Genomic DNA, 14,009 nt, shown 5'->3' with positions numbered 1-14,009 from the left:
ATATGGAGACATTTAAACAACGATTACCGTTATTTACTACAATCGGCTTAATTAGCGGATTTATTCTTTCATTTGGATTCGGTTTAGTAAACTACATCAAGTTACTCTACTATGCATTTGAACCACCGTCTTATCCTATAGAAATTACATATGTACCGCTTATTTTAATGTTCTTTTCTTTACTATTAGGAGAGTTTAGCTTTAGGTTTTACAGCCGTATTCCAGCTTTACATATAAATAATGGGAAACTAATAATCTTGGTTGCTTCCCACTTTGCGGTTGATATTCAATTTTTATGGTTTGCAACTGCTCCGATCCATGCAAAGGTTATTCCTTATCTAGCGGATAAATCAAAACATCTTAATTTTGGTGAGTATGAAGCCTTAGGTCATGTCTTAACAGGTAATTTTCACACACTCACTATGATTTTTGTATTTTTACCAACAGTATTTATGATTTTGTTTACACTTTGGTATAGTGGGCATATTGTTCGCTACCGAGAAGAGATATTAAAGTGGGTACAAAAATACGAATATAAAAATCACAAATTACAAAAATGGTTTAATAGCCAAGAAGAACAAATATATCCTGATGTAGAAATTGGACCGCATATTGAGCATAAAGAGATGGTTCGTATTAAGGGGAAAGATAGAACGTTAAATTGTATTATTATTGGTCCTATTGGTTCTGGTAAAACATCTAGTTTAATTATTCCCATGATTAATCAAGATTTACATTGGATGGCGCGTTTTATCAATAAGTTCATAAATGTCTTTAAAAAGAAGGATTATCATACAGAAGAAGTAAAAGGAACATTTTTAAATGGTGTGACTGTTATCGAACCGAGTAATGATTTATGCCAAAAGGTTTTTAAGTTAGTGCAAGCACATAAAATACCTGAATGTGCAGTTTACTACATTGATCCAACTAATCCTGATACCAAAAATATAAACATTCTGCGAGGACCAGTAGATAAAGTAGCAGAAGTTTTCGCAATGGTTATTCAAGGTTTGTCTGAATCTAACAATGCATTCTTTGAACAAGCGCAGCGTAACCACCTTAAACAACATATCTATTTATTAAAGCTTCACAACCCACAAAAAGATGTTACCTTCGACGATTTGATTGAGATGTATGACGATGTAGAACGTGTTCACCGAATGCATAAGCTATTAAAGGTACAGGTCGAAAAGTTATATGATTTTGTTCAAAGTGGAGCAGCTTCACGTGACCAAAAAAATGAATATAAAATTATAAAAGGTATAGACGAATGGTTTGATAATACCATTCGTGAAAAGCTGGATTTTCAAGGTGAACCAGCCGTTTATAAATCGGGAAAATACCGCGGACAACCGATGCATTATGACAGAGAAGAAGAATATGTAAAAGGTTTACGCAACATATTAAAAGATTTAGCTTCAAACGTTTTAATACGACGTGTTTTATTTGGAAAATCCGATTTTGATTTCGATGTTCATTTAGAGCAGGGTGGGATTTTGTTAGTCAATACGGCAAAAGGAGAATTAGCAGACCTTTCAAACGTATTAGGAAAATTTGTATTGTTAAGTATGCAAAATGCAGTATTCCGTAGAGATCCAAACGTCTCACCTTACCATCATATTATTGTCGATGAGTTTCCGGATTACGTTGTGCGGCCGTTTAAAGAATTCCCTGCACAATCTCGTAAATATAAAGTAATTTTAACAATCGCTAGCCAAACACTATCGCAATTAGCTCTCGACTTCACAGAGCAATACATGTTTACTTTACTAGGTTCATTCCGTAACAAAATGATATTTGGAGATGTAACACCATATGATGCAAAAATTTTCTCTGACATGTTTGGTGAGAAAGAGGAATTTAAAGAGGCAGAATCCGAACAGGGCATTTCTCCTATGCAAGAGAATCCAGTTAGTCGACTAGGATCAACCTATCAAAAAACGAAAGAAGTTGTTATGTCACCAGGAGATATCATGGCACAAGGGGCATTCATCTGTGCTGCTCGTATCGTACAAGATAATCATGTGCAACCTGTACAACAAATCACAAGTAACTTTGTACCAAAAGAAGAATTTGCCCAAGCAATTATTCAAGTAGATACAAAAACAGGTGAATATTGGGAAAATGAGCGTCTTCGCCTTATTAATGAATCTATAGAAAAAGCTAATCCTATGAAGCATGTAGATGCAGAAAACATGAAGAAAATACAACCATTACCACCTATACAAGAAGGTGAGATTGAACAGAATAACTCCATAGAAACAAACGAGGAGCATCAACACATTGTATCATTGGAGGATTATAAGGGACAAAAGTCTCAAAATGAAACCTTATCTAATGATCCTGCAGCAATGAACCAGCAGGGGAATGTTGATGATGAAGTTGAAAATAAGTTGTATGAAGATATTAAGGAATTTATTATCGAATCACAACAAGTCTCGCCATCTCTTCTGCAAAGAAAATTCAAGATTAGCTATATGAAATCTATGCAATATATTGAGAAGTTAGAACAAAATCTAGTTGTAAGTTCTTACACAGGGGATGGTCCTCGTAAAGTATTAATTTCAAATAATAGTAGTACATCAGAAGAAACAAGTGTTATTACTACTCATTCACCTGACAATACTATTTCACCGGAAGTAGCAATTCCAATTGAAGGCGAAGAAATCGAACAAGAGGAAACTAGCTCCTTTAAGGATATTCTATACGAAGATGTTTTAAGTTTTGTGAAGGAATCGGGAAGTATCTCTATATCTGTACTACAAGACACGTTTAAAATTAGTTATACACGTGCATCGAGATTAATAGATGCCTTACAACGAAATGGTGAACTGCCTGTTATAGCAGAAGAAACACATGTAGAAAGTATAAGCTCTGAAATAAAAGAACCGGCCGTGAAAGAAGATATTAAAGAAACCATAGATATAGCATTACCTCCTATGGAAGAATGCTATGAAATAAACATGGAGGTAGCAGAACTAAACAAAGAATTATCTATTACTATGTTAGAGCAAGATTGGAATAAAGATTCCATTATTCATTCCGTGATTCCTGTTGAGACCGAACCATTGTTTGAAGAATTCCCATCTGATGGACTTCCCGTTACAATGATAGGAACTGCAGAAACAAGTATAGAATCTACTTCACTTCCCGTTACAATAACAGAGCTAGAAGAAACACATGTAGAAATCAACACGGTTCCAATTGAAGAAACGCTTAATCATATCGAAGAAAACAAGCTAGATGAAGATGTAGCAAAAGTTTACGAATCTATTAGTATTACGGTACAAGAAAACTTAGAAAAAAATAGAGAAGAGCATTCGAAAAATGATGAGAAGCAACCAGAACATAAACGTATGAGCTACAAAGAACGCCAAGAGTACTTAAGATCTCAGCAAAAAAATAAGAATAATACTACGCAGTCGCTGGTTAATAAAAATGAGAAACCAAAGCACAAAACATCTAACGTAATGAGTAAGGAATTGAACAATTTCTTTGATTAATAGTTTGTAAACCTTAAATTAAGTAATACTGCATTCGAGATTTTCTTTTAAGGGTTCAATCAAAACAAGAGTATAAGAGATTATTAAGAATCAAAGATACAATAGGAGGGGATTAGGTGAATACGGAACAAAAGCAGAAGATCCAATCCTTTATAAAAAAGATATGTATGGTTGCTATCTCTATCATTACAATTAAATTAATACGTGTGTACTTAAAAAGTAATCAAGAGATAAGAGATGATATTCATCTAGTATTCGAAAACGTAAGTGAAATCCAACTTTCTCATGCCATTGGACACTTGTTTTTGTTTAGTCTAATTTTAGGGTGTTTGGCTTTATTAGTAGGATTTTTATTTTACAGATACACTTTTTTGGAAAAAAAGATATGTTCATTCATCATTTTATTTTTAATTGTTGATTCGGTGTTTTATTACATTTTTCCTGAAATACCGATATCGATATTAAAAAGTGTATTTTTAACAACCACATAATTTAAATTCTAATGAAGCATAGTTTCTATTATGAGAACTATGCTTTGTTATTGAGAAATCCAATTGTACATTATTATTTGATCATACGTAATTGATTTTAATTAATGTGTATGAAGAGCAGGCTTAATTTAACTACTATGAACGAATCTCAAAAACCCACTTGTAATTAATCTTTTAAAAGTGTATATTCAAATTATTAATTAAACAAACTATAACTTACGTGAAGGACACACCTTACGTACCATCCCAACGGTACAGGTGTGTCCTTTTTTGCGTTTTAGGAGGAAAGAAAATGAAAACAGTAACTTTACCACCTGTAGAACTCGGAACAGAAAAAACAAGCGGAAAAACAATTTACATCAATAGCCATGATAGAATACTCAGCAGTTGTATTCTAGGGCCAATTGGCTCTGGTAAACACGCTCAATTAACTATTCCTATAATAAACCAAGACTTACACCACATAACTCACTTCATAAATCAATACAAAAAGGAATTAACTGAGCATAATTCCAATAACATTACAGGCAATTTCTTAAACGGTATAACTGTTATTTCACCAGATAATAATTTATGTCGCAGAGTATTTAATTTAGTACAAGCACATAAAATCCCGGAAAGCTCAGTTTTCTACATTGATCCAACTAATCCAAATACAAAAGGAATAAATATATTACATGGACCCGTTGATAAAGTTGCAGAGGTTTTCGCAATGGCTATAAAAGAAATAGCTAATTCTAATGATGTGTTCTTTCAGCAGTCTCAAATTAACCATATAAAAAATTATGTCTATTTGTTAAAACTCCATAGCCCTAAAAGAACTGCAACATTTGATGATATTAGTAGAATGTATGAAGATGTAGAACACGTACGCTATATGCATAAAATATTAAAGTTTCGTATAGACCTATTATGCGAAGTGGTGAAAAGTAAAACTGCTCCTGAAGAGCGAATTAAAGAATATGAACTTGCAAAAGAAGTTGATGCATGGTTTGATCATACAATTCAAGAAAAGAAAGATTCAGAAGGGAAAACCGTCATTCATAAATCTGGAAAATATCAAGGGCAGCCAATGTACTATGATAATAAAGCAGAACATGTTAAGGAATTGTATATCATGGTGAAAGAACTCTCTACAAACGAATTAATACGTCGTGTCTTGTTTGAAGAATCTACCTTTGATTTTAACAGTCATTTAGAACACGGTGGAGTTTTATTAGTTAATACAGCACAAGATGAACTTGGTAGTCTTTCTAATATATTAGGACAATTTATTTTATTAAGTCTGCAGCAGTCCGTATTCCAAAGGAAACTAGGTTTATCATTCCATCATCTAGTTGTTGATGGAATTACAAATTATATTGTAGAACCATTTATCGAACTTCTGAAACAAGCTCGAAAATATAAGTTAATGATCACCGTTACTGATGAATCATTATCGGAAATATCTCAGAGATATACTCCCGAATATTTACATTCTTTAATCGCTAACTTTAGAAACTACATCGTATTTGGTGGTATTTCATCATACGATGCGAACATTTTCTCAGATTTACTTTATGAAGTCGCGGGAGAGAAAATACTTACAGCAGATGAAATTTTGGCACAGGATACATACATGTATACAGCTTCTATCGTTTGCGATAATCGAATTCAAACTATAAAACAACTGAAGGCAAATTTTGTGGAGAAAGATGAATTTTCTACTGCTATTATCCAAGTAAATGAAACGGCTGGGCAATATTGGTGTGATTCTAGACCTGGTATGAGCCTATAGCAAACTTATGATTTTAAAATTATTCTTGCATTTGAGTAGAAATACCATTATATTTATATTAACAACTATATAAATAAACCATAATTTACGTGAAGGACACACCTTACGTACCATCCCAACGGTACAGGTGTGTCCTTTTTTACGTTCTAGGAGGAAAATATAATGGCAGAAGATAAGACAAACACTCAAACTGTAGAAGAACTTGGAATGGCTTTTGAAACAGAGAATCCACAAGGTGACACGGTGTTAGAAACAAAATTTAATCAATTTGAGCGAGTACGTGATCATGAACTAGAGGAATTAGCCCGTATGAAACGTGAGCGTACTGTAGGAAAAGGCTTAATTACAGTCGTATCCGAAAAGCTATTCCCAACTAAAAACGGAAAGTCTGAGCGTATACAAGTACTTACAATGCAAATTGGTACTCATACAACAGCATATTGCCCTATTACAGAGGCAGGTATAAATGTTCCGAAGAATCCCCAATGGCTAGTTGGTAGAACAAAGCCTTTAATCATTGAACACTTCCAGAAAACGGAGGAGGGCAACTTTGCTGTTGTATCTATCACAGCAGGAGAATTGGCACTTCAAAAAAAATTATATGAAGAAGTGACAGCGCAAGAGGGCAACAAGGTATACACAGGAACTGTTTCAGGACATATCCCATCTGCACAAACTGTTTTGGTTGAAGTACACGGTGTAACAATAGGTGTAAGGTACTCACACTGGTCCTATACATTCGTTCGTCCGGAGGATATTGTCATTGGTGATGTTGTAGAACTTATCATCGATAAAGTAGGGGAAAAGAATGGCCGCTATGAATTTAGAGGAAATAAAAAGAAACTAGAAACAGATCCAATTGAAAAGTTGTTAGAACTAAAGAAACGCCGCGACCGCTTTGTAGGTAAAATTGTAGGGGTAGACGCTATTGCAGGTATTTTCGTAGAGGTTGCACCAGGAATTCAGTTTAAAGGACTTAAGAGCCGTAATCTTGCCAATCCAACTGTAGAAGATGCGAAAAATCAAACGATTGTTACATGTGAGCTGCTTAATATCGACGCCAAAAATAGAAAAGGTACAGTGCGTATCCTAAATTATCCGCAGGGACAAAGTAAAAAAACTAATTCGTCAATTTTCCAATTTTAATGGATGACTATGCGTACAATAGAGAAACAATTGCCTACTTATGTCCCTTCTATTCCTCATTTATTAAGTGAGGATGTACAGGGACTTCAAATATATCGAATACATGAACTGAATAAAACCTATGTATTCCATTCTTTTGACGAATTGGTTAAGTTTAAGCAGCGTTTAACAGAAGAACAGTATACCGTACTTGCCTTCATTGGTGTTCATACATCTGTTCGATTTAATCATTTATTATATTTATTTAAGGATAAATATTCCCGTAAGAAAATAAATGATGCACTTCAAGGATTACTTTACTACCGTCTAATTGAAAAATGGCAAGTAGAGAGTTTTGATATGGAGATCTTTGAAGAAACATATACGTTATCCGACAATGGTTACAAATTTTTAAAATACTGGCAGGGAAATATGTTCTTCTTTGCTCCAGAACGAATTGATAATCACGGTAAATATGTCCACCTACGTTATTGGCACGATATAGATTTAATCTGCCATCTGCGTTATGCTCCATCGTTTTTAGGTCATATTATGCATCCATCTATAAGTAAAGGGGTTTTTACCCCTCCTTTAAGTTTTGCAGTGCAAGGCGGAGTAAATCACATATTTAATTTCGTTGTATACTCCACTCTACTAACAGATAAAAAGGATCGTTTAAAACGAATTATTGCTCGATGGAAAGATTTCGTAGAATCAGGAAAAGATGTTATTATGCAAGATTTAGGAAACAACCCTACAGTGTTAGTTATATATGTTTCTACTGAAAGCCAAGCAAAGCAAATTAATAATGAACTATTACTCGACCTGCTCCCTGGTAAAGTATTGTTATGTATAGGAGAAACCTTGCATATACAAGGATTACAACATGCATTTTACCAGCCCCTTGCAGAAGGAGAGATTAAACAATTAAATACAAAGCTATTCGCAACAAACTAAGCCACCCTTACAAGCTATTGATTCATTTTAAAGGGTGGCTTGTTTGTTATATAAAAAAGCGTGGAATATTTAAAAATAATTTAAGAAAACGAATTATCCTGTATCTCCCTCTATACAAATTACGGATTTTACGAAATAATATTCTTTGACACCTTTATACAGAAAAACAATATATACAAATATAAATATCCGTGTAAAGGAATATATTTGAAAGGAGTAACAAATTGCTACGTATACAAAGAGGGTACATGTATGATCCAGATGATAATGAGGTCATTGTGAACGAAATTTTCTACAACGCTGCATCCGAACAAAAGTTAGGAAGCAAAATGGGTGTGTTTTCTGCTGACAAACTACCTACTTCCATTTTTAAAAAAGTTCAAGAAAACGAAAGTATGTCTTATATGGAAAGTATGGAAGTAGAAGAACAAACCATTCCAGAAATACTATGTCATTTAGACCAAAATCAAAAACCAGAAAAACTTTATTTTGAAATGCAGTACATGGTGTAGCTACAAGAACTGAAATAAGAGGGGATTTATAAACGTTGAAACAGGGGCATTATTATATGGTACATAAAACAACTATATATAAATTCCCTTCTTATTTTTGTTTCCTTAAAACAATTGAATATGATATAAAAATAGATTAATATATAACTATATTTATTGTTTAAGTGATTCCGTTTATTCCCACACCTTTTTTGTGTTGTGGTTGAGTTGTAGAAGCAAGTTGCGTCTTGTTTCATTTGTGAAAGGGCTTCTTTGAGCCGATTAGTGTATATATAGCTTATTTTGCTATACACATTTTTAATCGACTTAAAGAAGCCCTTTTTGTGTTGTCTTTAAGTTAGGAAATACTTGTATTAGAGCATTTAGGCTAAACGAATAATAAGAGTGATTAAAGCACAATTTTAAGGTGCTTTTTTCTATTTGGAGAGGGGAAATACAAATGAAATTTTATAAGGTTAGTTATGGAGAGGAACTTGCTATAAAAATTATTGCAGCCAATAGTCCATATGAGGCAGTAGGGTTTTATTTAATGAAAGCGCAGAGTGATTATGGAGAAGTGGAGTACGTTAATATTAATCGATTAGGTTTGCGTGAGAGAGTAAAGGTAGATTATGGGCATATAGCAATCTATGACACCGTAGAAGAAATTTATCATCGTCAAAAGATTGAAGATTTACCATGTGTTATAGCAAATTTACTACCAAAAATTTAATAAAGTAGGTGTATATATATGAATGTTGAAAAAGAATTAAAAGAGATTTTACATTGTAAACAACTTATGAGGGATATGTTCTCTTTGTCAATTGAGAGAATTGAATATTTAGGTAAAGGGACAGTTTATATGTATTTTGCAGTAGTTTCAGAGTATGAACCGAATGTTTTCTATCGTATAGATAAAGATCTTGATACATTCAGGCTTGAAAAAGGCTCCTGGGTCTATGCAATTACACTGTAAAAAAGCAAATTTAGAGAATCTCAAATATTAAAAGCGGTAAGAAATTATAACCAAATCCAGGGCTTTATCATACCCTACTTTTGTTAAGAATTTCTGAACTCTCCGTTTTTAAGAACAATTTATAAAAGAGACATAGTACAGTAGTTATAGAATGGAATGCAACTATAGAAAATATGGGATTTATATATAAGTAAGGTACTTGTTGCAATGCTAAAAGCACAAGGAATTAGAAAATGTAAACCTGAGAGGAGCACTACAATATGATTACAGTTAACCGAGGATATATGTATGATCCAGATGATAATGAGGTCATAATTACCGAAATTTATTATGAAGCTGCTACAGATACTAAATTAGGAAGTAAAATGGATAGCTTATCTTATTCAGCCATTCCTAATGAGATTAAAGAAAAAATAGAAGCAGCTGCTTCATTATCCTATATGGAAAGCATTGAGATGCCTCAGCCATTAGCTGTCGTATATCAAAATGAAATTAGCATGTATGGAAAACCAGAAAAATTATACTTTGAGTTAACTAGTATATAAGAGGGAAAAAGACATTGGACGTATTTGTTCAATGTCTTTTTTATTAATTTATAGAGGAGAATATAAAATGAATAATGTAACTGAAATAGAAACAAGTCTTTGGACAATTTGTGTAGGGGATATTTTTAGTAATGGTCGTATGCCGTACCATCTAAAAGTTGTAAAAATTGAAGTAGAAGATATGATGAAACCAGACGATGCGAAGATATATAGTATACCTGTTCACCCTAAAAATCATAGAAGACGTATGAAAATAATGGATGTATCAGAACATATTTCTTATCGAGCTTGGTATTATAATGAATTTTGGAGCAAATAATATACTATGGATGAAAGAGTGATACGGTTGTTTCACTCTTTTTTACTTGCATTAAAAATAAAGATAGTTTAATATACAGATATATTTATTGTTTAATTGATTCCGTTTATTCCCACACCTTTTTTTGTGTTGTGGTTGAGTTGTAGAAGCAAGTTGCGTCTTGTTTCATTTATGAAAGGGCTTCTTTGAGCCGATTAGTGTATTTATAGCTTATTTTGCTATGCACATTTTTAATCGACTTGAAGAAGCCCTTTTTGTGTTGTCTTCAAGTTTGGAGTTATTGTATAGCCAGCACTTTAGGCAATTATTTTATTAATTAGGGGGAAACATCATGAATTTAGCCATGGAAAAATCACAAGGGAAATTACAAAATGATGCTCATTTACATGACATCATTGAAGAAATTAAAGAACTAGCTAATCCTTTATGGATCAGTTCTTTATCAATGTTGCAAGCGCACAATCAAAACTTCAATACGAAAGCTACGACATTTAAGGATATTACCATTTCTGATTTAAGAGATTTGAAAGTAAGTTTAAGTCTCATTTATGCAGCAAGGAATATCAGTTGTAAAAGTATAGAGGATTTGAATAAGCGTCTATCCATTCAATCAGGGAAAGATATTACTTCCCATGAGGATTGGCTGCTTCATGAAAACAGAGGAATTATATGTGAAATGATTGATGAATTTCGAAAGAAAGAGTGGAAACACCCAGATTCGAAATAACAAGTAATACAGGAGGATTATTATGACAAATATAATGGAAAGTTTACAAGCTGAATTTCCTGTCGAACAATTAGGATGGAAAATTATAAATACATTTGAAAGCCAAGGTCGTTTTTTTGCGTTTGTAGCTCCATTTGTTGACGCACGCGCCATTCAGGACCAATTTGATGAAGTCTTTGGTATTGATAACTGGCAGGTGTCGTATGAAAAATGGGGTGAGAAAGCAACGAAATGTACCATATCAGTGTTTTTGAATGAACGTTGGATATCAAAAGAGGATGGAAGTGAAGAATCTGACTATAGTTCTGTAAAAGGTGGCTTTTCAAATAGTTTAAAAAGAGCTGCTGTGCTTTGGGGCGTAGGAAGATACCTTGTGTGAACTGTTCTCGCACAAAAAGTTGTGGAAACACACTATATAAAAGCGAGGGAACTATAAAATGTTCTAACTGCATGTTTGACTATCAAGACTCGGAAGTAAGTCTTGCAAGAACATCGTAAACTCTTGAAAAGGTCTAATACTACGGATAGCAATAATAGAGAACCCTATCATTGTTATGAGCCCGTTGAAGGCGGTGAAAATCGAACCTAAATTCCTCAGGGAACATGGTAAGAAAAGTAATCGGGACGCCATAAAATAGCTATGGATAGAATGAATCATAGATTCTGGCGAATCACTGAATGTACGTGTCGATACTATCCGTTCCTTAGAAATATGGAGGAGGTAAAACCATACCTTTTCAGTTGTGGAAATGATAATAAGGTATATCAAATCTGCGGATAGGGACTATACCCTATTCATCTAATGAATCAAATTACGATTAGTTCATTAGTAACTGACGGCATAAAGGTGAGTCCTAAGGCTATATGTAAGGCTAAAACATGTGGAACAGTTGAAGTTGGTGAGAACGTCATACGATGGTTAATTATCGGTTCGTGGATATAAGGTATTACACATACAATACTGAAGTTCCTTAACACCAATGGCAGTAGGGTCATAGTACCAAAGAAGGTTATGTAATATAACTAGAGGGAAGGGCCCAAGTCTAATAATCATGCAAAGGCAAAATTATTCTAGGAATGTGTAACAGTAACCGACTAAACCTTAGAGCAAAATCTCAGCAAAAGAGGTGATGCAATTTGGTGCGAAAACTAGAAAATACTCTTGAATCAGAAACAGAATTAAAGAGAACATTAGACAAGCTGTACTCAAAAACAAAAGAGCATATGGAAAAAAAGACGAGAATCAAACACACATCTCTCCTTGAAATTGCGATGTCAAAACCTAATATTGTCACTGCGATACACTCGCTAAAAAGCAATAAAGGCTCCATGACTCCAGGGGTAGACGGAAAAACAATCCAAGACTACCTCAGACTATCCGAAGAAAAACTTATCGAGTTAATTCGTGGTAGACTCACAAATTTCAAGGCGCACCTAATAAAACGTGTGTTTATTCCAAAGGCTAATGGCGGACAACGACCTCTCGGTATTCCAACCATAGAAGACCGGATAATTCAACAAATGATGAAGCAAGTCTTAGAGCCTGTACTCGAAGCACAATTCTTCAAATACAGCTTTGGGTTTCGACCAGAAAGAACTACCTATCATGCGTTGGAAAGAGTAAAAGTCCTTGTTCATAACACTGGGTATCACTGGATCGTAGAAGGTGATATTCGTCAATTCTTCGACAAAGTAAACCATAGGATTCTTATAAAAAAACTATGGAGCATGGGAATCAAAGATAGACGAATATTGTGCCTAATAACGGAATTCCTCAAAGCTGGAATCTTCAAAAATATCATTAGAAATGACAATGGTACACCCCAAGGTGGCATATTAAGCCCCCTCTTAGCAAATGTATACTTACATTCCTTCGACAAATGGGTTGCCAAGCAATTTGAAGAATTTACAACCAGACATGAGTATTCGAAACACGATCATAAATTACGAGGTTTAAAATCTTCTAACCTTAAGCCAGGCTATCTAATCAGATATGCTGATGACTGGGTTCTAGTCACTAATAACAAATCCCATGCTTATAGATGGAAGACTGTTATCAAGAATTTTCTTCAGAAAGAACTTAAACTTGAACTATCCGAAGAGAAAACAAGAATAACCAACATCAGGCATAAGCCAATAGAATTTCTTGGCTTCAAATACAAGGTAGTCTTAAAAGGTGTAAAAGGAAAAAAGAAGAAGGATAAAAAGACAAGATATATCAGCCAAATAACTCCTTCTGATAAGAAGATTAAAAGAAAAGTAAAAGAACTCAGAGCCACACTCACTTCTCTCGGCAAAAGATTAAGCCACGATAAACTGAGTAATGCACAGCTAATCTTAGCCTATAACTCAAAGGTTAGAGGATTAATAAATTATTATTCATATGCCACCGAATCTCCCATAATGGATAGAGAAGGTTATAAGTTAAGAAAAAAGACTTTTAATCTTCTATCTAGGCGTGGTGGGGTCTTACATCCTATCAACAAGTGTATTAACCTTGCGGACAAATACCCTAAACGGACACAAAAGACTTTAGCTATTAAAACCGAAGTTGGCTACATTGGCATTATGCATTTAAACCTAACCAAGATGAACGAAAACCTATATAAACAAAAGGTTCAAAATGAAACTCCATACTCTCCTTCGGGACGTAAATTAATCGAGCGAAGAAAGGGAACAAAGGAGTTCAGTGTCAGACTAGATGAAATTACAAGCCTCTCTCTCCTTGAGAAAGTCAGGAAAAAACTTGTGAATTCACCCCGATACAATTTTGAGTACTTTATGAATAGAGGATATGCGTTCAACAAAGATAGAGGAAAATGTAGAATTACAGGAGTCCCACTTGGGAAGCACAACCTGCATGTTCATCACATTAATCCTAATCTCCCGTTAGAAGAAGTCAATAAGCTGCCAAATCTAGCCTGTGTAGATAAGGAAATTCACAAGGCAATACACAATGAAGTTGATATGAGCAGCATCTTGAATAATAAGGAAATTAATAAACTGAAACGATTCAGGAACAAAATTCATGCTATTTGATTATTAGATGGAGCGCCGTATGAGGTGAAAGTCTCACGTACGGTGTGGACCGGGGGAAA

General features: G+C 34.1%; 12 protein-coding genes and 1 pseudogene. All 13 read left to right on the top strand.

Annotated elements, in window-relative coordinates:
* Positions 1-2: 2 nt before the first annotated feature.
* Positions 3-3,503: a DNA translocase FtsK gene (locus tag PDQ33_RS14345; protein WP_270755977.1), complete on the top strand. Its 3,501-nt coding sequence runs from the start codon at positions 3-5 to the stop codon at positions 3,501-3,503.
* A gap of 116 nt (positions 3,504-3,619) precedes the next feature.
* Positions 3,620-3,994: a hypothetical protein gene (locus tag PDQ33_RS14340; RefSeq protein WP_076855988.1), complete on the top strand. Its 375-nt coding sequence runs from the start codon at positions 3,620-3,622 to the stop codon at positions 3,992-3,994.
* Between the two features lie 292 nt (positions 3,995-4,286).
* A complete protein-coding gene (locus PDQ33_RS14335; protein ID WP_200730782.1) occupies positions 4,287-5,771 on the top strand; it encodes a conjugal transfer protein TraG in 1,485 nt (494 codons plus the stop codon).
* A 162-nt stretch (positions 5,772-5,933) separates the two neighbouring features.
* Entirely contained in the window at positions 5,934-6,917 is a 984-nt protein-coding gene (locus PDQ33_RS14330) for an RNA-binding protein (protein ID WP_200730783.1), read from the top strand.
* 9 nt (positions 6,918-6,926) lie between these two features.
* Positions 6,927-7,853, top strand: coding sequence for a hypothetical protein (locus tag PDQ33_RS14325; RefSeq protein WP_200730790.1), 927 nt, complete (start codon positions 6,927-6,929; stop codon positions 7,851-7,853).
* A gap of 248 nt (positions 7,854-8,101) precedes the next feature.
* Complete coding sequence (locus tag PDQ33_RS14320; protein WP_002020034.1) at positions 8,102-8,365, top strand: hypothetical protein; 264 nt, start codon at positions 8,102-8,104, stop codon at positions 8,363-8,365.
* A 439-nt stretch (positions 8,366-8,804) separates the two neighbouring features.
* Positions 8,805-9,077: a hypothetical protein gene (locus PDQ33_RS14315; RefSeq protein WP_200730784.1), complete on the top strand. Its 273-nt coding sequence runs from the start codon at positions 8,805-8,807 to the stop codon at positions 9,075-9,077.
* 18 nt (positions 9,078-9,095) lie between these two features.
* Complete coding sequence (locus tag PDQ33_RS14310; protein WP_048534070.1) at positions 9,096-9,320, top strand: hypothetical protein; 225 nt, start codon at positions 9,096-9,098, stop codon at positions 9,318-9,320.
* 260 nt (positions 9,321-9,580) lie between these two features.
* The gene (locus PDQ33_RS14305) at positions 9,581-9,865 is read left to right on the top strand and encodes a hypothetical protein (protein WP_200730785.1); all 285 of its coding nucleotides are present in this window, start codon (positions 9,581-9,583) and stop codon (positions 9,863-9,865) included.
* Positions 9,866-9,932: 67 nt separating this feature from the next.
* On the top strand, positions 9,933-10,184 hold the full coding sequence (locus tag PDQ33_RS14300; protein ID WP_001067122.1) for a hypothetical protein: 252 nt from the start codon (positions 9,933-9,935) through the stop codon (positions 10,182-10,184).
* A gap of 331 nt (positions 10,185-10,515) precedes the next feature.
* Positions 10,516-10,911 (top strand): hypothetical protein, encoded by a 396-nt coding sequence (locus tag PDQ33_RS14295; RefSeq protein ID WP_200730786.1) that lies wholly within the window; start codon positions 10,516-10,518, stop codon positions 10,909-10,911.
* A 22-nt stretch (positions 10,912-10,933) separates the two neighbouring features.
* Positions 10,934-11,284 (top strand): annotated as a pseudogene (locus tag PDQ33_RS14290) (Rad52/Rad22 family DNA repair protein); the annotation flags it as partial.
* A 767-nt stretch (positions 11,285-12,051) separates the two neighbouring features.
* Positions 12,052-13,950, top strand: coding sequence for a group II intron reverse transcriptase/maturase (gene ltrA, locus PDQ33_RS14285; RefSeq protein ID WP_200730788.1), 1,899 nt, complete (start codon positions 12,052-12,054; stop codon positions 13,948-13,950).
* Positions 13,951-14,009 lie beyond the last annotated feature (59 nt).

Origin of the sequence: Bacillus cereus group sp. Bc031 (assembly GCF_027716265.1) — a bacterium.
GTDB classification, from domain to species: Bacteria; Bacillota; Bacilli; order Bacillales; family Bacillaceae_G; genus Bacillus_A; species Bacillus_A paranthracis.
Note: the sequence above shows the minus strand (reverse complement) of the source record. Positions and strands in the feature narration are given on the sequence as shown.